This window comes from Aliiroseovarius pelagivivens (genome assembly GCF_900302485.1).
Lineage (GTDB): Bacteria > Pseudomonadota > Alphaproteobacteria > Rhodobacterales > Rhodobacteraceae > Aliiroseovarius > Aliiroseovarius pelagivivens.
Genome location: NZ_OMOI01000001.1, coordinates 336,642 through 359,113, shown reverse-complemented (window position 1 = coordinate 359,113; position 22,472 = coordinate 336,642). Strand labels below are relative to the sequence as shown.

Genomic DNA, 22,472 nt, shown 5'->3' with positions numbered 1-22,472 from the left:
TTTTGCGAGGCTGGGCTAGGCTGAACTTGGTCAGCCAAGGAGCCAGCTATGAAACGTAAAGAGTACACCGGTGAAGACATTACGGTCACCTTTGACCTGAAGCGCTGCATCCACGCGCGTAATTGCTTCCTTCAGTTGCCCGAGGTGTTTGACCCATCGAAGCGGCCATGGGTGCAGCCCGACAATGCCAGCGCCGAGGAAGTGGCCGCGATGATCCGCACCTGCCCGTCGGGGGCTTTGGCGTTTCGGCGCAACTCGGGCGTGGAAGAGCGCGCGCCGAAGATCAATCGGTTGGCGGTTCTGGAAAACGGACCATTGGTTCTGGCGGGCGATGTCTGCGTCGAAGGCGACGACCGCGAAACCCGCGTTGCGCTTTGTCGCTGTGGGCTATCGAAGAACAAACCTTATTGCGACTACAGCCATGTGGAAGGCGGGTTTGAGGCCACCGGAGAGCCCACCCCGACCACGCCCTCGGAAACCGAGGATGCAGGCGGTCCGGCGGAGGTTTCGCGCCGTCCTGATGGACCGATTGTGGTGGATGGAAATCTTGAAGTCTGTTCTGGAACCGGGCGACGGATCGGAACCGTCGGCAAGGCATTTCTGTGCCGTTGCGGGTCATCGAAAAACAAGCCCTTCTGCGATGGCAGTCACAAGGCGGCGGGATTTTCTGATCCGGTCGATCCGGCGTCATGACCTGGTTCAGCGACGAGACTCTGTCGTTTCTTCGCGACCTATCTGACAACAACAGCCGCGATTGGTTTCAGGTAAACAAGCCGCGATATGAGGCTCATGTCAAAGACGCCACCGCACACTTTACCAATGCGTTGAACCAAAGGCTTGCGGCCACTTATGCAACAGACGTGAAGTCACGCATCTTTCGGATGCATCGCGATCTGCGGTTCTCAAAAGACAAAACACCCTACAACACACACATTCACATCGGCATTGCGGATGCGCAAACCGGGGCCAGCTGGATGGTGGGATTGCAGACCGATCACCTTGTGGTGGGGTACGGAATATTCGCCTTCGAACACGAAGCGCTGGATCATTGGCGCGAGACCGTGGCGGGACCACAGGGCGAGATACTGCTGGAGTTGAACGCGCATGCAGTATCGGCAGGGCTGCGCATCTCGGACCCCGAGCTGAAACGTATCCCATTGGCGTGGGATGCGGATCATCCCTCCGGAGAGCTTTTGCGCCGCAAAGGGATCGTTTGGTGGAATGATCACGTCCCGCAGAACGAGATCATGGGACCGGACGCGCCGGACATTATCGCCAGCGAGCTGAAACCCATGGAGCCGCTGCGCGGCTGGATGAAACTGGCCTTGGGAGCACCCGTTTAAGACTGAAGACCCAGTTTCCCGGTCAATGCCGCAAGGGTCGCGCGCGTCGCCTCGTTCCAATCCGCATTGCGCGACTTGAACAGGGTGGCTTGCGATTTGTGCACGGGTTTGCCCGCCAGGATCTTCAAGTGGTTGGCGCGCAGAGTTTCCCCGGTCGAGGTAATGTCGGCCACGGCCTCGGCGGTTTCGTTCTTCACGGTGCCTTCAGTCGCGCCTTGGCTATCCACCAGCTGATAATCCGCCACACCGTGATCGCGCAGGTGATCGCGGATCAGACGGTGGAATTTGGTGGCGATGCGCAGACGGAAGCCGTGCTGCGCGCGGAAGGCAGCGGCCGCTGCGTCCAGATCATCCAGAGTGTTTACATCAACCCAGCATTTGGGCACCGCGATGATCAGATCCGCGTGGCCAAATCCCATCAGCGCCAGTTCCGCCACTTTGTCCTGCCAGCTGCCCAGCTTTTCGCGCACAAGATCCGAACCTGTTACGCCCAGATGAATGCGACCGGCCGCTAGTTCGCGCGGGATTTCACCTGCGGACAGCAAGACCAGCTCGATTCCGTCAATTCCGTTGACCGCGGCTGCATATTCGCGGTCCGATCCGGTGCGGGCCAGTTCCACGCCACGGGCGCCGAACCAGTCAAAGGTCTTCTCCATCAGACGGCCCTTCGAGGGCACACCAATCTTCAGGGTCATTTTGCGCCCCCTGCGGTCAGTTCCAACACAATTTCGGGGCGGATGACGCCGCCGACGGCGGGGATTTCATGCCCCTTGGCGCGCCCAAGAACACGGGTCAACGCATCATAGCGCCCGCCAGTAGCCACCGGGGCCAGATCGGGTCGGGTTTCCGCGTAGAAGCCAAAAACGAACCCGTCATAATATTCCATCGAGGTGCGGCCATAGCTGCCTTCGAAGTCCAGCTTGGTCACGTCCACACCGCGCTTGGCCAAAGCCTCGGCGCGGGCTTCCAGACGGTCCACTGCATCCGCGATGGCAGGCATGTCGACGGCGATGTCGCGCAGATGCTCCAGCACGTTTACGGTGGTTTCGCGCAAGGCCAGAAGATCGTCCAACAGCTCGACTTCCTGCGTCGAGATCGGAGCAGCGGCAGCGTCTTCGCGCAAAGCCGCGATACGGTCAGCGATTTCAGCCGCCGAGCGCAAACCAATCTGAGGGCCCGCATCCTGCATGGGATCTTCTTTGGCCAAAAGTGCCTCGCGCCCTTCGGGCACAGGCGCGCGTCCGGCGAACCGGTCCAGCAACGCGCGGAAACGGCGTGGACGCCAGATGTGGCGCAGCAGGGCTGCCTTGCGGCGATCGGTGGTTTTCAATCCGCGCACGGCCGCCAGAAGTAGGCCCATATCGCCGGTTGCTGCGCGCAGCGACAGGGGCGACAGTGCGTCTTGGATCAAGGCGAACACCTCGGCGTCCGCTTCGATTGGGGCGTCGCGGTCAAAGACCTCGTACCCAACCTGAAAGTTCTCGGACGCACGGTGAGCGGCCTCTTCCTGGGCGCGGAACACCTCGCCCATATAGGTATAACGGGCGGGTTCTGCACCATCGGACATGTGCATTTGCACGACCGGCACGGTAAAGTCAGGGCGCAGCATCGATTCACCCCGGATCGGGTCATGGGTCACGAAAGCGCGGCCCCGGATGTCTTCCCCATAAAGGTCCAGAAGCGTGCCGGCAGGTTGCAGAATGTCCGCTTCGACCGCAGTGGCCCCCTTGGCTTCAAAGAACGCCATCAGGCGGGCGGCTTCAGCCCGGATCTGTGCCTTGTCAGTCATCAGACGCCTCGATGATTTCGCGGACTTTGGCGACCATGTCAGCGCGGTCGCATTCGAACTGGCTGGGGCGTTCTTTCCATTCTTCAAGCGTGGCGCTTTCGGCGATCTTTGCGCCCAACACCAGATCCTTGATCTGCACTTTACCCGCGTCGAATTCATCTGACCCGGCGATCACTGCGACGGGCGAGTTGCGCTTGTCCGCATACTTCAGCTGGTTGCCGAAGTTTTTGGGGTTGCCCAGATAGACCTCGGCCCGAATGCCCGCCTGGCGCAGTTCAGTGACCATCGACTGGTAATCCGCCAGTCGCGATTTATCCATGACGGTGACGACGACTGGGCCAACGGCCTTGCCACCCATCCGGCCCTTGGCGCGGAGCGCGGCCAGCAGACGGTCAACACCGATCGAAATGCCCGTGGCCGGGACGGCCTGCCCGGTAAAGCGCTTGACCAGATCGTCATAGCGGCCACCGCCAGCAACGGACCCGAACTGGCGCGGACGGCCTTTTTCGTCTTGGATTTCGAAAGTCAGCTCGGCCTCGAAGACGGGGCCGGTGTAATAGCCAAGACCGCGCACGACGGACGGGTCGATCTCGATCCGGTCGGGGCCATAGCCCTGAGCGGCCAAAAGATCCGCGATCTGCTCCAGCTCGGCGATACCTTCCGCACCAACGGCGCTTTCGCCAACAGCGGCGCGCAGGTTCGTCAGGGTCTCGTCAGCCGTCGCCCCTTTCGAAGTCAGGAACGCTATCACCGGTTCAGCTTGTTCATCCGACAGACCTACGCCGTCGATGTAAGCACCGGACGCATCCAGTCGCCCCTTGCCCAACAGCTCGCGCACGCCGGCCTCGCCTACTTTGTCGAACTTGTCGATGGTGCGCAGAACGGCTTCACGTTCGGGGCCTTCACCCACGCCCATGACTTCCAGCACACCGTTCATGACTTTGCGGTTGTTCACCCGCACCAAATAGTCGCCGCGCGGAATGCCGACGGTTTCAAGCGTGTCGGCCAACATGGCGCAAATCTCGGCATCTGCGGCCATCGAGGCCGTACCAACCGTGTCCGCATCACATTGATAGAACTGACGAAAACGCCCCGGACCGGGCTTTTCGTTGCGCCAAACGGGGCCCATCGCATAGCGACGATAGGGCGTCGGCAGATCGTTGCGGTGCTGCGCATAGACGCGAGCCAAGGGCGCGGTCAGGTCATAGCGCAGGGCCATCCAGTCGCCATTGTCTTTCTCGTCGAACTCTTGCCAGGCGAAGACGCCTTCGTTCGGGCGATCCACATCGGGCAGGAATTTGCCCAGCGCCTCGACCGTTTCCACAGCCGAGCTTTCCAGCGCGTCAAAGCCATAGCGATGATACACCGCCGCAATCTGGTCGAGCATATGTTTACGCTCGTCCACTTCCGCTCCGAAATAGTCGCGAAATCCCTTGGGCGTGATTGCCTTGGGGCGGGGCTGTTTTTTCTGCTTGGCCATGTCTGGTCCCGGTTCACAATGGTGTCGCGGGCGGTCTAGCGGATGGGGGCGGTGGGGGCAAGGAAAGCCTGTGTTTCTTCACAATTTACCGCATGTCGCAAAAATCGCTGGGTCTTGTCTGATAGACAGGTTATCACGCCGCCATGACCGAAGATCGCATCACCCAGCTTGAAGAAACCATCGCGCATCTGACCCTTGTGGTCGATGACTTGAACGAGGTTGTCACCAAACAGGACGCGGAACTTGCCCGCGTGTCGCATCTTGTGCGTATCCTGACCGAGCGCGAGGCCGAACGCGAACAAGGCAATTCCGGCGGGGTCGTTTTGGGGGACGAACGTCCGCCGCACTACTAAGCTTCACTAAGCTTCTTTGACGCCGCGCGCTGCGCGCCAGCGGGGCCACCTCAACCTGATATGAGCTTCTGCGCCGGTTCAGGTCGGAGGCTAGACCTCTTCGACATCGATCACGTCATTCAACGATTTCAGCGCGCCTTTTATCTGTGGGTTCAGCGGGAAAGACTGGCCAAGGGTCATCTCGACCTCGCCCGGCAAGCTGGGGTCCATCAGGCAGACAGACACTTCGCCCGGGCGGGCATTTCGGGCTTGCTCGGCCGCGTTTTGCAGAACCGAGGCCACCTGTGCCAAGGCCGAGGCGTTTTCAAGGTAGAGCTTCAGGGCCATCCCCCCCACATCCGACACCACATTGTCGATGGGCGAGATTGAGCGGGCCAGAAGTTTCAGCTGATCTGCTTCCATCGTGGCTTCAACTGTGACGACGACATTGGCGCCCGTTTCCAGATGGTCGCGGCATTTCTCTAGAACGTCCGAGAAGATCGTGACCTCGTATTGTCCGGTCGGGTCGGTCAGCTGGGCAAAAGCAAATCGGTTGCCGCGCGCGGATTTACGTTCCTGACGGCCAGAAACTGTGCCTGCCAGCTTCGCCACCATCGCGCCACGTTCGGCTTTCTTTTCAAGCTCTTGCAAAGACAGAACCTGTTTGCGTTTCAACGCGGCCATATAGTCATCCAGCGGGTGGCCGGACAGATAGAAACCAATCGCTTTCTGTTCTTCCGCCAGACGTTCGCTGGGCAGCCAGTCACCCACAGGGGACAGGCGCGGTTCGGGCAAATCGTCGCCCGCCTCGCCAAACAAGGACACCTGATTTGAGGCGCGTTGTTCGTGAATGGCCGCCGAATAGCTGACCAGCCCATCAAGACTGTCGAAGATGCGGCGGCGGTTTTTATCAAGCTGATCGAAGGCACCTGCACGGACCAGCATCTCCATCGGGCGCTTTCCGACACGTTTCAGATCGACCCGACGGGCGACGTCAAAGAGCGTTGCGAAGGGTTTGTCGACACCGTCCACTTTGCGCCCCTCGACCACCAGCTTCATCGCCTCGATCCCGACATTCTTTAGCGCGCCAAGACCATACACGACCTTGCCGTCCTTCACGCTGAAGGTTTCAAGCGAGCGGTTCACACAGGGCGGCACAATCTCGATGTCCATCCCACGGCGGATCTCGTTGGCGTAGGTCGCCAGCTTGTCTGTCAGATGAATATCGCAGTTCATCACGCCGGCCATGAACTCGACCGGATGGTTCGCTTTCAGCCACGCGGTTTGATAGCTGACCACGGCATAGGCGGCGGCGTGGGATTTGTTGAAGCCATAGTTCGCAAACTTTTCCAGAAGGTCGAAAACTTCCGACGCTTTCTTGGCAGGTACGCCATTTTCCGCAGCGCCCTTTTCGAACTTGGGACGCTCGGCGTCCATCGCCTCTTTGATCTTCTTACCCATCGCGCGGCGAAGCAGGTCGGCGCCACCAAGCGAGTAACCCGCCATGACCTGCGCGATCTGCATAACCTGTTCCTGATAAACGATAATACCCTGAGTTTCCTCAAGAATATGGTCGATCAGGGGATGGACGGATTCGATTTCTTTCAGCCCATTCTTGACCTCGCAATAGGTCGGGATGTTCTCCATCGGGCCGGGACGATACAGCGCCACCAGCGCCACGATGTCCTCGATACAGGTGGGTTTCATGCGCCGAAGCGCATCCATCATGCCGGTACTTTCCACCTGGAACACGGCGACGGTTTTCGCAGCGGCGTACAGTTTATAGGTCGGTTCGTCATCCAGAGGGATGGCGTTGATTTCATTCACCGCACCCTCGGGGGGGTCGTACAGCGTATCACCATTCGGTCCCGTATGGAGGTCACGCCCCTGCCCCCGGATCAAGTCGACAGCGTTTTGAATGACGGTCAGGGTTTTCAGACCCAGAAAGTCAAACTTCACGAGGCCCGCCTGCTCGACCCATTTCATATTGAACTGGGTGGCGGGCATATCCGAGCGCGGATCTTGATAGAGCGGCACCAGCGCGTCCAGCGGACGGTCGCCAATCACAACGCCCGCGGCGTGGGTCGAGGCATTGCGCAGCAGACCTTCAAGCTGCTGGCCATATTTCAGAAGACGGTCGACGACCTCTTCCGCGCGGGCTTCTTCGCGCAGACGCGGTTCATCCGCCAAGGCTTTCTCGATCGAGACAGGTTTCACCCCCTCGACCGGGATCATCTTGGACAGGCGGTCCACCTGCCCGTACGGCATTTGCAGCACCCGGCCCACATCGCGCACGGCGGCTTTCGACAGCAGCGCACCGAAGGTGATGATCTGGCCGACCTTGTCGCGGCCGTACTTCTCTTGCACGTAACGGATAACTTCCTCGCGGCGATCCATGCAGAAGTCGATGTCGAAGTCGGGCATCGACACACGTTCGGGGTTCAGGAAGCGTTCGAACAGAAGCGAATAGCGCAGGGGATCAAGGTCGGTAATCAATAGGGCATAAGCAACAAGGCTGCCCGCACCCGAACCACGGCCCGGCCCCACCGGGATGCCCTTGTCTTTGCTCCACTTAATGAAGTCCGCCACAATCAGGAAATAGCCCGGAAAGCCCATCCCTTCGATGATGCCCAGCTCGAAATCGAGCCGTTTCTTGTATTCCTCAACGCTGACGGCGTGAGGGATCATCGAAAGGCGGTATTCCAGACCTGCCTCGGCCTGTCGCCGCAATTCTGCGACCTCGTCATCAGCGAATTTTGGCAGGATCGGGTCGCGGCGATAGGCCATAAAGGCGCAGCGCTTGGCAATTTCCACCGTGTTTTCAATTGCCTCGGGAAGATCGGCGAACAGCGCAATCATCTCTTCGGGCGATTTGAAATAGTGCTGAGGGGTCAGGCGGCGGCGGCCGTCCTGCTGGTCGACATATGCGCCTTCCTTGATGCAAATCAGCGCATCATGGGCTTCATAAAGCTTTTGGGCTGGGAAGTAGACATCGTTGGTGGCGACCAGCGGGATGCCCATCGCATAGGCCATTTCAACAAAGCCACGCTCGGTCAGACGCTCGGGCTCGGTAGGCTGACCACCCTCGCCCGGATGGCGCTGAAGCTCGATATACAGACGGTCGCCAAAAGCCGCATGCAGGCGACGCATCAAGGTCTCAGCTTTGTCGCGCTGACCGTTTTGCAGGAACTGACCCACCGGGCCTTCAGCCCCTCCGGTCAGGCAAATCACGCCCTCGGCATTGGCTTCCAAATCCTCCAGCGTGACCTGAGGCAGCGCGCCGTTTTTGTCCACGTAGAGGCAGGTATTCAGGCGCATCAGCCCTTCGTAGCCTTCCTCCGTCTGGGCCAAAAGCACCACAGCAGCGGGGGCTTTTGGGGCCTCGCCCTGCGCAGGGGGCTCAAAGCACACATCCACCTGACAGCCGATGATCGGCTGCACGCCTGCGTCCGCGGCGGTCACGGAAAACTCCAATGCAGCGAACATGTTATTCGTGTCGGTCATGGCGACAGCAGGCATGTCATGCGCAGCACAAAGACCGGGCAATTTCTTGACCGGAACTGCCCCTTCCAGAAGCGAGTATTGCGTATGGGTGCGAAGGTGGATGAATCGGGGTTGGCTGCTCATCCGGCCAAGTTAGACCAGCGCCCGACCATACGAAAGGGCACCGGGCGCCGACCGACAAGTTTTTGCCACGGGGCTTGACCTAAACCCCGTTCCCGGCTTTCCTGTGGTGAATAAAAATATAAACCCGCGCGTTTTCTACGCCGCATCGAGGACGCGGATATCGGGGCCACCAACAGGGTAAGGCGGCTGGACGATCCAATGAACATCACCTTTCTTCTGAACGGAGAGAGCGTGACCCTGCGCGATGTTGACCCCACGCAATCCACGCTGAACTGGCTGCGCGACACGCGTGGCCTGACGGGTACGAAAGAAGGCTGCAACGAAGGCGATTGCGGCGCCTGTACCGTTATGCTGCGCGACGCGGATGGCGCGCGGGCGGTGAATGCCTGCATCCTGTTTCTGGGACAGCTCGATGGGAAATCCGTCACCACGGTCGAGGCACTGGCGGACGCGGGCACTTTGCATCCGGTGCAACAGGCCTTGGTTGAAGAACACGGATCGCAATGCGGGTTCTGCACGCCGGGAATCGCGGTATCTTTGGCCACGGCGCATCTGAACGGTGATCGGGCACATGATGATGTGTTGGCAGGAAACCTATGTCGCTGCACCGGTTATGCGCCCATTATCCGCGCGGCCGAACGGGCAACAGAGGCTCCTGCACCCGAGGCATTTGCACAGATACCTTCATTGCCGGAGCCGAGCGACGATCCGATGCATCCACAAAGCTCGGACGCGTTGGCGCAAGCATTGATGAAGCATCCCCACGCCACTCTGGTCGCTGGCGCGACAGATGTCGGCCTGTGGTCGACCAAAGCCCTGCGCGACATTCGTCCGGCGATTTTCCTGAATGGCGTTTCGGATCTGAAACAGGTCGAAGTGACCGACACCCATATCCATATCGGTGCGGGCGTCAGCATCGAGGCGCTGCGCCATCTGATGCAGGATCACCACCCGCAGTTTGCCGAAATGCTGCGCCGGTTTGCCTCGACCCAAGTGCGGAATGTGGCCACCATCGGTGGGAACATCGCCAATGGCTCGCCCATCGGGGACGGGCCGCCGCCGCTGATCGCGCTGGAAGCAGTGCTGCATTTGCGGCGCGGCGATGTAAGACGGCAGGTCGCGCTTGAGGACTTCTTCATCGACTATGGCAAACAGGACCGGCAGCCGGGCGAATTTGTCGAGGCAATCTCGCTCCCACGCCGACCGGATCATCTGCGTGTCTACAAGCTGTCGAAACGGTTCGATCAGGACATCTCGGCCGTGCTGGGCGCATTTAGTATTGTGATCGAAGGCGGCAAAGTCGCCTCGGCACGCATTGCGTTCGGCGGCATGGCGGGAACGCCCAAGCGTGCCACTCATGTCGAAGAAGCACTAACCGGGCAACCGTGGGAATTGGCGGCGGTTGAGAGTGCTGCACAAGAATTTTCCAAAGACTATGCACCGATGACAGACATGCGCGCCTCGGCGGACTATCGGTTGCGCACCTGCCAGAACATGCTGATCCGCTGCTTCCATGAGGATACCGGGGCCAAGACCTCGGTGCTGGAGGTGTCGGTATGAGCGCCGGAATCTCGCTGCCCCATGACGCCGCCGCCCTGCACGTGACCGGGGCCGCACGCTATGTAGATGACATCCCGATGCCGGCGAATTGCCTACATCTGGCGTTCGGCTTAAGCGGCGTCGCACGCGGGGCAATCACGCATGCGGATTTGTCGAAAGTCCGCGAGGCAGACGGCGTCGTCGCCGTACTGACCGCCGCTGACCTGCCGTTTGAAAACGACGTCTCGCCGTCCATCCATGATGAGCCTTTACTGGCGCAGGGCGAGGTCTTCTATCACGGCCAACCGATCTTTTTGGTCGTCGCCACAAGCCATCTGGCCGCGCGCAAAGCCGCGCGGTTGGGGCAGATCACCATCGACCCGTGCCCGGCGATACTGACCATCGACGATGCAATGTCCGCAGGCAGTCGCTTTGAAAACGGACCCGTCATTTGGGCACGTGGCGATGCGAACAGGGCGATGGACACCGCGCCTCATATCATCGAAGGCCAGTTCGAAATGGGCGGGCAGGAACATTTCTATCTGGAAGGACAAGCCGCACTGGCGGTGCCGCAGGATGACGGGGACATGCTGGTCCACAGTTCGACCCAGCACCCGACAGAAATCCAACATAAGGTGGCCCATGCGATCGGAGCCCCCATGAACGCTGTGCGGGTCGAGACCCGCCGGATGGGGGGCGGCTTTGGCGGCAAGGAAAGCCAGGGCAACGCGCTGGCCGTGGCCTGTGCGATTGCCGCGCGCCAAACCGGACGTCCCTGCAAAATGCGATACGACCGCGATGACGACATGGTCATCACCGGCAAGCGGCATGATTTCCGCATCGCGTACCGCGCAGGTGTGGATGATGACGGACGGCTGGTTGCGCTGGACCTCACACAACTTGCGCGCTGCGGATGGGCGCAGGATCTATCGCTGCCCGTGGCAGACCGTGCAATGCTGCATGCGGACAACGCCTATTTCCTGCCGGATGTGCGGATTGAAAGCCACCGTTTGAAGACAAACACGGCATCCGCCACCGCGTTTCGTGGATTCGGCGGCCCGCAGGGCGTCTTCGGGATCGAGCGGATCTTGGACCATGTGGCGCAGGAGCGCGGGCTGGATCCGATAGACGTGCGGCGAGTGAATTATTACCGCGACGGGCAAACCACCCACTACGGGCAAGAGATCAATGGCTTCCATATCCCTGCCATGACCGACGCGCTGCTGGAACGGGCTGATTATGCTCAGCGCCGCGACGACATTGCGGCCTTCAACGCGGAAAACCCGCTGCTGAAGAAGGGCCTGGCCTTGTCGCCCGTGAAATTCGGGATCAGCTTCACGCTGACACATCTGAACCAAGCGGGTGCGCTGGTGCATGTGTATCAGGACGGCTCGATCCAGATGAACCACGGCGGGACCGAGATGGGGCAAGGCCTGTTCCAGAAGGTCGCACAGGTGGCCGCGCGCAGCTTTGGCGTGCCAATGGAGTTGGTGAAGATCACCGCGACAGATACAGGGAAAGTGCCCAACACCTCGGCCACGGCGGCGTCATCGGGCTCGGACCTGAACGGGATGGCGGTGCAGAAGGCCTGCCTAGCCATACGCAATCGTATGGCCGAGCACATGGCCCAGATCTGGCAATGCACGCCCGCAGAAATCACATTCACCGATGGTCAGGTACACGGTCCGGCGCAAAGTATTTCGTTCCAAGAGGCTGCAAAGACGGCCTACGAGGCGCGGGTCAGCTTGTCGGCCACCGGGTTCTACAAAACACCCGAGATCACATGGGACCGTGTCAAAGGACAAGGGCGACCCTTCTTCTATTTCGCCCACGGTGTTGCCCTGACCGAAGTGGTGATCGACACGCTGACAGGCGAAAACCGCGTGTTGCGGGCCGATATTCTGCATGATGCAGGCACCAGCCTGAACCCGGCCTTGGATATTGGGCAGGTGGAAGGCGGATACGTGCAGGGCGTCGGCTGGCTGACAACCGAAGAACTCGTCTGGGACGACAAAGGCGTTCTGCGCACCCATGCGCCATCGACCTACAAGATCCCGGCCTGCTCGGACCGTCCGCGCGTGTTCAACGTCGACCTGTGGGATCAGCCCAATCACGAAGACACGATCTTCCGCTCGAAAGCAGTGGGCGAGCCGCCTTTCATGCTGGGCATCTCGGCGTGGCTTGCGCTGGCCGACGCGGTTGCCGCCTGTGGCGACGGGTTCCACGACATGAACGCACCTGCAACAGCCGAAGAGGTTCTGGGCGCTGTCGAAAGGGTCCGCGATGGCGATTGATCTGCCCCAGCTTGAGCGCGCGATCGCGGCGCACGGTCCTGTGGTGCGCGTCGTTGTGGCGGCCACCGCGGGCTCGACCCCGCGCGAGGTCGGTGCCGCGATGCTGGTCTGGAACGGCGGCCAATCCGGCACGATTGGCGGTGGCGAACTGGAGTACCGTGCGGCGCACGACGCGCGCGCGCAGTTGGAACGCGGACAGGCTGTCAGTATGACCCGCCTGCCCCTTGGCCCCGCGCTGGGGCAATGCTGTGGCGGTGCCGTGACGCTTGTGACCGAGATCTACCGCGCCGAGGACGTGAAACGTCTGTCAGGCGCGCCCATTCACGCGCGTTCAGCCACGGGGGAAGTGGATGTGCCTCTCGCCGTTAGCCGCGTCATTGCGAATGAACGAAATCAAGGCGTGACCCCGGAACCTGCGCTGACCCAAGGCTGGATGATCGAGCCCATCATCCGCCCGCAGACCCCAATCTGGATCTATGGCGCAGGCCATGTGGGACGCGCGCTGGTCCAAACGCTCGCGCCTCTGCCCGATCTGGCGATCACTTGGGTCGACGTGGACCTTTCGCGGTTTCCGGATCAGGTGCCCGAGGGCGTCACCTGCCTGCCTGCCCCCGACCCGGCCAAGGCCGTGGCCCTTGCGCCCACCGACGCCCATCACCTTGTGCTGACCTATAGCCACGTGATGGATCTTGAGATCTGCCATGCGATTCTTTCGCATACATTTGCAAGCGCCGGCGTAATCGGCTCGGCCACCAAATGGGCGCGTTTCAGAAAACGATTGGCTGCTTTGGGACATGGCTGCACAGAAATTGATCAAATCAACTGCCCAATTGGTGATCCCAGCTTGGGAAAACACCCTCAGGCCATTGCTCTGGGGGTTGGGACCGCGCTACTTAAGAGCGTCGCATATAACAATAATCTCGACAGGGGAGTGTTAGCTAAGTGACAGGGGATATGCGCCAAAATGATGCGCTGATGACGTTAGAGGGGCTGACCAAGGCCTATCCCGGCGTCGTGGCCAATGATCAGGTTTCTTTTTCACTGCTGCCCGGCGAAGTGCACGCACTTCTGGGAGAGAATGGCGCGGGGAAGTCAACGCTTGTTAAAATGATCTATGGGCTGGTCAAGCCGGATGCAGGGCAGATGACCTTGAACGGCGAGACCTTCACGCCCCAAAACCCTGCCGCAGCGCGTGCCGCTGGTGTCGCCATGGTGTTTCAACATTTCAGCCTGTTTGACGCGCTGTCAGTGGCTGAAAACATCGCACTTGGCATGGACAATCCGCCCAACACGCGCGAACTGGCCGGCCGCATTCGCGAGGTCAGCCAAGCCTACGGCCTGCCTTTGGACCCTGACCGGATCGTGGGCGATCTGTCCGCGGGCGAGCGTCAACGGGTCGAGATCATTCGCTGCCTGCTTCAGAACCCGAAGCTTCTGATCATGGATGAACCGACCAGCGTTCTGACCCCGCAAGAAGTTGAGATCCTTTTTGAAACCCTACGCAAACTGACGTCCGAGGGGACCTCGATCCTGTATATCTCGCATAAGCTGGAAGAAATTCGAGCGCTGTGCGAACACGCGACGATCTTGCGTCTTGGTGTTGTGGTCGACACTTGCGACCCGCGCGAAAAATCGGCGCGCGAGCTGGCCGAACTGATGGTGGGCGACACGTTGCATGTGCCCTCACGCGAACCGGCAGAGCTGGGCGAGGTGGCTTTGTCCCTCTCTGGCGTGTCGATGCCGTCGCCCAGCGAGTTTGGCACCGATCTACGCAATGTCTCGCTTGAGGTGCGCAAGGGCGAAGTGCTGGGGATCGGCGGCGTTGCGGGCAACGGGCAGGACGAGCTTCTGGCCGTTATGTCGGGTGAAGCGCGAGCGCGCGAAGGCTCGATCACGCTGGCCGGAGACGAGATAAACACGCTATCGCCCGGCGCACGCCGTGCGCGCGGATTGCTGACGGCGCCTGAAGAACGACTGGGCCATTCTGCGGCGCCCGAAATGAGCCTGACCGAAAATGCGCTTCTGACCGGATCGGTGCGCGAAAAGCTGGTGGAACGCGGGTTCCTGCGCTGGAACAAGACCGAGAAATTCGCCCGCCGCATCATCGAAGCCTTCGATGTGCGCACACCGGGCCCGGACAACGCTGCCGGATCTCTATCGGGTGGAAATTTGCAGAAATTCGTCATTGGACGCGAGGTCTTGCAAGACCCGGATGTCTTGGTGGTGAACCAGCCCACATGGGGCGTTGATGCCGCTGCGGCGGCCTCGATCCGGCAATCGTTGCTGGATTTGGCGCACAAGGGGGCGGCCGTTATCGTGATCTCTCAGGATTTGGATGAGCTGATGGAAATTTCAGACCGCTTCACGGCACTGAACGAAGGTCGTCTGGCCCGTCCGGTGTCCACGCAAGGGCTGAGTGTCGAGGAAATTGGCCTAATGATGGGTGGTGCTGAAGGTGATGAGGTGGCCGCATGATCCGTTTGGAAAAACGTCCGCAGCCGTCCAAGCTCTGGGGTGCTCTCACGCCAGTTCTGGCCGTGATCGCGACGATGATCGCGGGTGGCATCCTGTTCTGGATGCTAGGAAAAGACCCGCTTGAGGCCATTCGCACGATCTTTTGGGATCCGCTGTTCCACGAGACATTCGGTCCCTATTCTCGTCCTCAGTTGATGGTGAAAGCCGGCCCCCTGATCCTGATCGCCATCGGCCTGTCCTTGGGCTTTCGCGCCGGGATCTGGAACATCGGGGCCGAAGGTCAGTACATCATGGGTGCCATCTGTGGGGCCGCAGTCGGGCTGGCCTTCTACCCGTCAGAAAGTATCCTGATCTTCCCAGCCATGGTGCTGGCAGGGGCAATGGGGGGCTGGGCGTGGGCGATGATCCCCGGCGTCTTGAAGGTCAAGTTTGGTACCAACGAAATTTTGGTCAGCTTGATGCTGGTCTATGTGGCCGAGAACATCTTGGCGTCTGTCAGTCAGGGGCTTTTGAAAAACCCCGACGGGATGGGCTTTCCCGGATCGCGCAACTTCCGCGACTTCCCGGCGGCGTATAACACCGACCTGATCGAAGGCACCGGGATGCATTGGGGCGTCGCAGCAGCGTTCATCGCCGTGATCTTGGCGTATATCCTGCTGACCCGCCACATGCTGGGCTTTCAGGTGCGCCTGACGGGCGAAGCACCGCGCGCGGCAAAGTTTGCTGGCGTGAACCCGACGCGACTGATCCTGTTCTGCCTTGGCACGTCTGGCGCACTGGCGGGGCTGGCGGGGCTGTTCGAGGTGTCCGGACCGTCCGGACAGATCTCGATTGATTTCAACGCGGGCTATGGGTTTACCGCGATCATCGTGGCCTTTCTGGGCCGCCTGCATCCGATTGGTATTTTGCTGGCGGGGCTGTTGATGGCCTTGACCTACATCGGCGGAGAGCTGGCGCAGTTGATGCTGGGCCTACCCGGTGCTGCAATCCAGATGTTCCAGGGGATGCTGATGTTCTTCCTTCTGGCGATGGATGTACTGTCACATTACCGCGTGCGGTGGAAAACCCCGGTGGCTGGGTAAGAAAGGGCGACAAGATGGACCTAGGACAGATTAACCCGCTTCTACTTCTGGCCTCCTTGATGGTGGCCGCAACGCCGATCCTTCTGGCCGCTATTGGCGAAGCCGTGGTCGAGAAATCAGGCGTGCTGAACCTGGGCGTGGAAGGCATGATGATCACCGGTGCTGTGGTCGGCTTCGCCATCGGCGTAAACACCGGCGCGCCCTCCATTGGCTTTATCGCGGCGGCCTGCGCTGGGGCCGCGCTGTCGATGCTGTTTGGTGTGCTCGTCCTGTATTTGAAGTCGAACCAAGTGGCGACCGGTCTGGGCCTGACGCTGTTCGGATTGGGACTGTCTGCCCTGATCGGCAAGCCTTACGAGGGCATCAAAGCCCCCACGATGGCCAAATGGGAAATCCCGCTTCTGTCCGACATTCCCGTGCTGGGGCCGATCATGTTTCGCCATGACCCGATGGTCTATGTCAGCCTGATCATTGTGGCCCTCACATGGTTCGTGCTGACACGCACCCGGGCGGGCCTGATCCTGCGCGGCGTTGGTGAAAACCACAACGCTGCTCATGCACTGGGTTATAAAGTTATCCGTGTTCGTCTGATGGCAATTGCCTTCGGGGGTGCCTGTGCTGGTCTGGGCGGGGCCTACATCAGCCTTGTGCGCGTGCCCCAGTGGGTCGAAGGCATGACGGCGGGTGCGGGCTGGATTGCCCTTGCCATCGTGGTCTTCGCAAGCTGGCGGCCTTGGCGCGTGCTGTTGGGGGCATATCTCTTTGGCGGGATCTCGGTTCTGCAGCTAAACCTTCAGGCTGCGGGCGTCCCGATCCCGGTCGAAATTCTTGCAATGAGCCCCTATCTGATCACCATTATGGTGCTGGTCGTGATCTCGCTTCGCGGCAATCACGGGGCGCCCGGATCCTTGGGGCGCGAGTTCCACGCAACCCATTAACCCAGCAGGCCCACTAATGAACAAAGCCGACATTCACGACATTCTGGACGGGCACAAGCCCTTAGGAGGGGTGAATGTCGCGCGGGTTATGGATGTGTTGATCCTGCTGTCGGCAATCGCCATCGCCCTAGAGACCATGCCCGAGCTGCCCGACCACCTGCGCGGACTTCTGTTCAATTTCGAAGTGCTGCTGCTGGTAATCTTCGCGGCCGAGTATGTCTTGCGGTTGGTCACCTCTCCGCGCCCGCTTCGCTATGCGTTCAGTTTCTGGGGGCTGGTCGATTTTCTAGCCTTCGCCCCGGCAATGGCCCTTCTGACCCCCCAATGGCAGGTGGTGCGCGCCTTCCGACTGCTGCGGCTCGTCCGGCTTTTGAAACTGTTTCGCGGATCCCACGCGATGGAGCGCCTTGTGGTCGCCTTCCGTCAGGTCCGGGGCGAGCTTCTGATCTTTGGCATCATCGCCGCACTTATGCTTTATGTTTCGGCCGTAGGAATCTATATCTTCGAGCATGAAGCCCAACCTGAAGTTTTCTCGTCTATTCCCAACAGCCTGTGGTGGGCCGTGGCCAGCTTTACCACCGTGGGATACGGCGACATGTTCCCCATCACAGCCGGAGGACGGATCTTCACCACCTTCGTTCTGTTCATCGGATTGGGCGTGATTGCGGTGCCATCAGCCATTATCACAACCGCGCTTTTGGAAAGCGAAACGAACATCCAGCGGCGGCTGCGCGAAGCCCGCGAAGAGGCCGCTAATGAAATCAATAATTCTGCTCAAGACACCAAGGGAGATTAACATGCGTGTATTGAAATCACTTCTGGCGACGGCGGCTTTGGCCACCGGTCTGGCCGGAGCTGCTGTAGCCGAAGACAAAACCAAGGTCGGCTTCATTTATGTCGGCCCCGTGGGCGACGGCGGCTGGACCTATGAACATGATCAGGGTCGTAAAGCTGTTGAAGCCGCTTTTGGCGACAAGGTTGAAACCGTCTATGTCGAAAGCGTATCGGAATCGAACGCTGAAGGCCCGATCACACAGATGGCCCTGTCGGGTGCTGACGTGATCTTCACCACCTCGTTTGGCTTCATGGACGCGACCCTGGCCGTGGCCGAGAAGTTCCCGAATGTGAAATTCGAGCACGCCACCGGCTACAAGCAGGCTGACAACGTGTCGGTCTATTCGGCCCGTTTCTATGAAGGTCGCGCCGTGCAGGGTCACATCGCAGGCAAGATGACCAAGTCGAACACCATCGGCTACATCGCCTCGTTCCCGATCCCGGAAGTTATCCGTGGCATCAACTCGGCCTATATCCACGCCAAGAAAGTAAACCCGGACGTTCAGTTCAAAATCATCTGGGCCTACACGTGGTTTGATCCGGCCAAGGAAGCCGACGCCGCCAAAGCTCTGATCGAGCAAGGTGCAGACGTTATCCTGCAGCACACCGACTCGACCGCACCGCAGGCGGCTGCCAAAGAAGCTGGCAACGTCGTCACCTTCGGTCAGGCCTCGGATATGGGCGAATACGCCCCCTTCCCGCGCGTCTCGTCGATCATTGACGATTGGGCACCGTACTATGTCGCCCGCACTCAGGCCGTTATGGACGGCACCTGGGAAAGCGTTTCGACCTGGGACGGCATTGGCGCTGGCATGGTTGGCATTGGCGAAATCTCGGACGCAGTTCCGGCTGACGTGAAGGCCGAAGCAGAAGCTCTGCGTGACGCACTTGCTTCGGGCGAATACCACGCCTTCACCGGTCCGCTGAACAAACAGGACGGCACCCCGTGGCTGGCAGAAGGTGAAACCGCTGCCGACTATGGCGACAACGGTCTGGCCAGCATGGGCTTCTATGTTGAAGGCATCGAAGCCGAAATCCCGTCGAACTAATCGACCGATATCAAACACCAAAATGCCCTGCCGAAAGGTGGGGCATTTTTTTATGCAAAAAGCGCGACGGAAACAGCATCGTATTCCGTTATACGAATATAGGGACAACAAACGGAGCGTAACGATGCGCAAGACAACACCTTTTCTGGCCACTGCGGCACTTGTAATTGCACTGCCTGCACTGGCTCAAAACCAACCCGGCGCCCATTTCATCGAGATGTGGGATCTGGACGAGAACGGCTCGGTTTCGATCGAGGAAGCTCGTGAACGCCGTGGAGATATTTTCACCACTTTCGACGCCGATGATGACGGCGTACTGAGCGCCGAGGACTATGTTCTGTTCGACGAGGCCCGCGAGGCCGACATGAAAGAACACGGGATCGGCCAAGGTCAAGGCGGTGGCCAAGGCCAGGGTCAGGGACAAGGCAAAGGTCAAGGCCAGGGACAAGGTAAAGGTCATGGCCAGGGACAAGGTAAAGGTCATGGCCAAGGCAAAGGTCAGGGTATGGGCGAACACAGCGCTGCCATGTCCATGACCCGCGAGAACGCGGACATTAATGGCGATGGCCAAGTCACCCGCGAGGAATTCATCGCAGGCGTTGATGCCTGGTTCCCGAAACAGGATCGCAATGGCGACGGCGTCATCTCGCAAGAGGATTTCGGGCGGCAGTAAGTGCGTCCCTGCTTCCCTTCTTGGTGAGCCGTCCGAAGATCAGGCCCCGCATCGCGCGGGGCCTTTTCCTTTGCGCGACCTCGTGGCAGTGTCGCGCCATGACAGATCTGATTTCCCTTGATGGCACCCCTGCCCCGCGCTTTGCCTTTGGCACCATGCAGTTTGGCGGCACGGCGGATGAAGACGCCTCGCGCGGAATGATCGAGGCTTGCATCGAGGCAGGCATCACCCATTTCGACACAGCAAATCTGTATACAGACGGTGCATCCGAGACGATCTTGGGCAAGCTTATCGCGCCCCTTCGCGAGCGTCTGATCATCGCGACGAAAATCGGGTATGACGCGCCTGACAGTGTAGCCGCGCTGCGGTCACAGTTCGACGCGTCGCGCGCGCGGTTGGGGCTAGATGCGGTCGATATTCTCTATCTGCATCGCTTCAATCCGAACCTTGCCATGGACGCTCAGATCAAGCTGTTGGCCGCGCTTCAAGCGACAGGGCAGACACGTTATCTGGCGCTGTCAAACTTTGCGGCGTGGCAGGTGATGAAGGCACAGTCGATCGCGCTGGGGCTGGGTACAAAAATCGACGTGGTCCAGCCGATGTACAGCCTTGTAAAACGTCAGGCCGAGGTTGAACTTCTGCCCATGTGTGCGTCCGAGGGTATTCTGGCCGCAACATACTCGCCGCTGGGCGGAGGGCTTTTGACCGGGAAGTACGCCAAGGGCGGCACGGGCAGATTGTCCGAAGACGATCGCTATGCCGCGCGCTATGGGCTGGACTGGATGCACAACACAGCCAAGGCACTGCCCGAGATCGCGCAAGACCTGAACACCCATCCGGCTACACTGGCCGTGGCGTGGGCAGCCCACCATTCAGCGCGCCCCGCACCCATTCTGTCGGCGCGGTCGCTAGAACAATTACAGCCGTCTCTGGACGCGCTGTCATTCGAGATGACTTCGGCGCTACGCGCCCAACTAACCGCGCTGACGCCCACCCCTGCACCAGCGACCGACAGGATTGAAGAACATGGATGATTTTCTGATCATTGGCGGCGGCGTTGCTGGCACATCTGCGGGCGCGCGTCTGTCAAAACTGGGCCGCGTGCGCCTGTTGGAAGCCGAAGGGGCGCTGGCCTATCATGCCTCGGGCCGGTCTGCGGCGCTGTTTGAAGAAAGCTATGGCACGCCCGCCGTTGTGGCGATGAACCACGCCTCGCACGATTATCACAAGGCGGCTGATCTTCTGTCGCCGCGCGGATTGATGATAGTGGGGGCCAAGGGGCAGGACGACCTTCTGGCCGATGATCTGGCCAAGATGCAGTTGGATGCCATCAGCATAGAGGAAGCACGGTCCTTAATGCCGATCCTGAACGCCGATGCGCTGTGCGGCGCGGGCTATCATGCCGAGGCATGGGACATAGACACCGATCGGCTTGTGCAAGGCTTCGCACGTGATCTGCGCCAGAACGGCGAGATCGTCACCGGGGCGAAAGCCACGGCGATCACGCGGCTGCCTGATGGCTGGCAGGTCGAGACGCCGAAAGGCGTGTTCTCGGGTCGTGTGCTGATCAACGCAGCAGGCGCGTGGGTGGACGAAATCGCCACCATGGCCGGTGTGGCTCCCATCGGCATTCGCCCTCTGCGCCGCTCGATGGCGCGCATTCCGGCGCCGGGCGGGTTGGACGTATCAGGCTGGCCAATGACCCTGAACGCGGGCGAAACGTGGTATTCGAAACCCGACGCGGGCGCGTTGATCGTGTCGCCTGCCGATGCGGATCTGACCACGCCCCATGACGCATGGGCTGACGACATGGTGCTGGCCGAAGGGCTGGCCCGGTTTGAAGAACTGGTCACGGAACCCGTCACCCGCGTCATTTCAAATTGGGCCGGGCTGCGCAGCTTCACGCCAGATGGAAACCTTGCCATCGGGCCGGGTGCAGATGACCCAAGCTTTGTCTGGTTTGCTGGGCAAGGCGGCTATGGCATGCAGTCTAGCCCTGCGGCCTCACAATTGCTGGCAGATATCGTGGGCAATGCGCCATCCGAGTTGGACGCCGAGACTGTCGCCAGCCTCAGCGCAAAGCGTTTCGCTTAATCCAATAGGACGTCTAGGTGCTTCACGACCGAGCGCGCCAGCACGTCGGGTTCATACCCGCCTTCCAGCATCGACACGATCCGACCTTCGGCGAACTCGTCCGCCACGGCCTTCAGCTCGCGCGTGACCCACGCGTAATCGGCATCGGTCAGCTGAACGCTGGACATGTCATCGGCCACATGAGCGTCGAACCCGGCAGAGATAAAGACGAATTCCGGTTTGAAGTCGCGCAGATGGGGGATCCAGTGACCTGACACGGCCTCGCGGAATTCGGCACTGCCTGCACCGGCGGACAGGGGAATATCGACTAGATTATCTGTCTCTTTCTCGTGCCCTGTGAAGGGATAGAACGGGTGTTGGAAGCTCGAACAGAACAGAACGCGGGGCTCGGCCTTGAAGATCTCTTCGGTGCCATTGCCGTGGTGAACGTCAAAGTCGATGATCGCCACACGCGACAGACCATGGGCCTCGAGCGCATGTGCTGCGGCTACGGCAATGTTGTTGAACAGGCAAAAGCCCATCGCCTTATCGCTTTCCGCGTGGTGGCCGGGCGGGCGGACCATGCAGAAGATCGGGTTGGCTTCTTTCGACATGACCAGATCGACACCCATGCAACCCGACCCGGCGGACCGTTCGGCGGCTTTCAGGGTGCCGGGGCTCATCACTGTATCCCCGTCAACCTCGACGCTTTCCATGCCCTGTCCCGGTGCCAACGCATAGACGCGATCCAGATAATCGCCGTCATGCACACGCTCTAACTGCTCGCGGGTGACCAGCGGCGCATCGTGATGGCGCACCACATAATCCATGCCCGACATGATCAGCTGATTGTTGATCGCATCCAGCCGCGCCTTGCTTTCCGGATGCAATGGCCCGGCGTCATGGTCGCGACATTCAGTGTGCGAAATAATGGATAGCATTTG

The 22,472-nt window shown here is 60.2% G+C and carries 19 protein-coding genes; 14 read left to right on the top strand and 5 right to left on the bottom strand.

Annotated features, from left to right (window positions below):
- The first annotated feature begins 48 nt into the window (after positions 1-48).
- Both ALP8811_RS01770 and ALP8811_RS01765 read left to right on the top strand, forming a co-directional pair.
- Positions 49-693, top strand: a complete 645-nt coding sequence (locus tag ALP8811_RS01770) for a CDGSH iron-sulfur domain-containing protein (protein ID WP_108855480.1) — start codon at positions 49-51, stop codon at positions 691-693.
- Complete coding sequence (locus tag ALP8811_RS01765; RefSeq protein ID WP_108855479.1) at positions 690-1,343, top strand: TIGR02453 family protein; 654 nt, start codon at positions 690-692, stop codon at positions 1,341-1,343. Before ALP8811_RS01770 ends, ALP8811_RS01765 begins: the two co-directional genes overlap by 4 nt.
- Here ALP8811_RS01765 and hisG read toward each other — a convergent pair.
- Genes hisG through hisS form a run of 3 tightly spaced genes read right to left on the bottom strand, consistent with a single transcriptional unit; the run spans position 1,340 to position 4,612 of the window.
- Positions 1,340-2,038, bottom strand: a complete 699-nt coding sequence (gene hisG / locus ALP8811_RS01760; RefSeq protein ID WP_108855478.1) for an ATP phosphoribosyltransferase — start codon at positions 2,036-2,038, stop codon at positions 1,340-1,342. The genes ALP8811_RS01765 and hisG overlap by 4 nt on opposite strands.
- A complete protein-coding gene (locus ALP8811_RS01755; protein ID WP_108855477.1) occupies positions 2,035-3,132 on the bottom strand; it encodes an ATP phosphoribosyltransferase regulatory subunit in 1,098 nt (365 codons plus the stop codon). The genes hisG and ALP8811_RS01755 overlap by 4 nt, the downstream gene beginning before the upstream one ends.
- Positions 3,125-4,612, bottom strand: coding sequence for a histidine--tRNA ligase (hisS, locus tag ALP8811_RS01750; RefSeq protein WP_108855476.1), 1,488 nt, complete (start codon positions 4,610-4,612; stop codon positions 3,125-3,127). The genes ALP8811_RS01755 and hisS overlap by 8 nt, the downstream gene beginning before the upstream one ends.
- Before the next feature lie 143 nt (positions 4,613-4,755).
- Between hisS and ALP8811_RS01745 the strand changes: the two genes are divergently transcribed.
- Positions 4,756-4,965, top strand: coding sequence for a SlyX family protein (locus tag ALP8811_RS01745; protein ID WP_245924505.1), 210 nt, complete (start codon positions 4,756-4,758; stop codon positions 4,963-4,965).
- A 90-nt stretch (positions 4,966-5,055) separates the two neighbouring features.
- On the opposite strand, the gene dnaE is transcribed toward ALP8811_RS01745, so the two are convergent.
- Entirely contained in the window at positions 5,056-8,571 is a 3,516-nt protein-coding gene (gene dnaE / locus ALP8811_RS01740) for a DNA polymerase III subunit alpha (RefSeq protein ID WP_108855475.1), read from the bottom strand.
- A 198-nt stretch (positions 8,572-8,769) separates the two neighbouring features.
- Here dnaE and xdhA point away from each other — a divergent pair, with 198 nt between their 5' ends.
- The 11 genes from xdhA (at position 8,770) to ALP8811_RS01685 (ending at position 21,549) form a co-directional block, all read left to right on the top strand.
- Entirely contained in the window at positions 8,770-10,131 is a 1,362-nt protein-coding gene (gene xdhA / locus ALP8811_RS01735; RefSeq protein ID WP_108855474.1) for a xanthine dehydrogenase small subunit, read from the top strand.
- Positions 10,128-12,404, top strand: coding sequence for a xanthine dehydrogenase molybdopterin binding subunit (xdhB, locus tag ALP8811_RS01730; protein WP_108855473.1), 2,277 nt, complete (start codon positions 10,128-10,130; stop codon positions 12,402-12,404). The genes xdhA and xdhB overlap by 4 nt, the downstream gene beginning before the upstream one ends.
- The gene (gene xdhC, locus ALP8811_RS01725) at positions 12,394-13,350 is read left to right on the top strand and encodes a xanthine dehydrogenase accessory protein XdhC (protein WP_108855472.1); all 957 of its coding nucleotides are present in this window, start codon (positions 12,394-12,396) and stop codon (positions 13,348-13,350) included. The genes xdhB and xdhC overlap by 11 nt, the downstream gene beginning before the upstream one ends.
- 8 nt (positions 13,351-13,358) lie before the next feature.
- Positions 13,359-14,879 carry an ABC transporter ATP-binding protein gene (locus ALP8811_RS01720; RefSeq protein ID WP_245924502.1) on the top strand — a complete coding sequence of 507 codons (1,521 nt, stop codon included), beginning with the start codon at positions 13,359-13,361 and terminating at the stop codon, positions 14,877-14,879.
- Positions 14,876-15,961, top strand: coding sequence for an ABC transporter permease (locus ALP8811_RS01715; protein WP_108855471.1), 1,086 nt, complete (start codon positions 14,876-14,878; stop codon positions 15,959-15,961). The genes ALP8811_RS01720 and ALP8811_RS01715 overlap by 4 nt, the downstream gene beginning before the upstream one ends.
- A gap of 14 nt (positions 15,962-15,975) precedes the next feature.
- Entirely contained in the window at positions 15,976-16,899 is a 924-nt protein-coding gene (locus ALP8811_RS01710; RefSeq protein WP_108855470.1) for an ABC transporter permease, read from the top strand.
- 16 nt (positions 16,900-16,915) lie between these two features.
- Positions 16,916-17,695: an ion transporter gene (locus ALP8811_RS01705; protein ID WP_108855469.1), complete on the top strand. Its 780-nt coding sequence runs from the start codon at positions 16,916-16,918 to the stop codon at positions 17,693-17,695.
- Between the two features lies 1 nt (position 17,696).
- On the top strand, positions 17,697-18,782 hold the full coding sequence (locus tag ALP8811_RS01700) for a BMP family ABC transporter substrate-binding protein (RefSeq protein WP_108855468.1): 1,086 nt from the start codon (positions 17,697-17,699) through the stop codon (positions 18,780-18,782).
- A gap of 124 nt (positions 18,783-18,906) precedes the next feature.
- Complete coding sequence (locus ALP8811_RS01695; RefSeq protein WP_108855467.1) at positions 18,907-19,455, top strand: EF-hand domain-containing protein; 549 nt, start codon at positions 18,907-18,909, stop codon at positions 19,453-19,455.
- 98 nt (positions 19,456-19,553) lie between these two features.
- Positions 19,554-20,489, top strand: coding sequence for an aldo/keto reductase (locus ALP8811_RS01690; protein WP_108855466.1), 936 nt, complete (start codon positions 19,554-19,556; stop codon positions 20,487-20,489).
- Positions 20,482-21,549 carry an NAD(P)/FAD-dependent oxidoreductase gene (locus tag ALP8811_RS01685; RefSeq protein WP_108855465.1) on the top strand — a complete coding sequence of 356 codons (1,068 nt, stop codon included), beginning with the start codon at positions 20,482-20,484 and terminating at the stop codon, positions 21,547-21,549. The genes ALP8811_RS01690 and ALP8811_RS01685 overlap by 8 nt, the downstream gene beginning before the upstream one ends.
- Here the strand turns inward: ALP8811_RS01685 and ALP8811_RS01680 are convergent.
- Positions 21,546-22,469, bottom strand: a complete 924-nt coding sequence (locus ALP8811_RS01680) for a histone deacetylase family protein (RefSeq protein WP_108855464.1) — start codon at positions 22,467-22,469, stop codon at positions 21,546-21,548. The two genes, ALP8811_RS01685 and ALP8811_RS01680, sit on opposite strands and share 4 nt — an antisense overlap.
- Between the last annotated feature and the right edge of the window lie 3 nt (positions 22,470-22,472).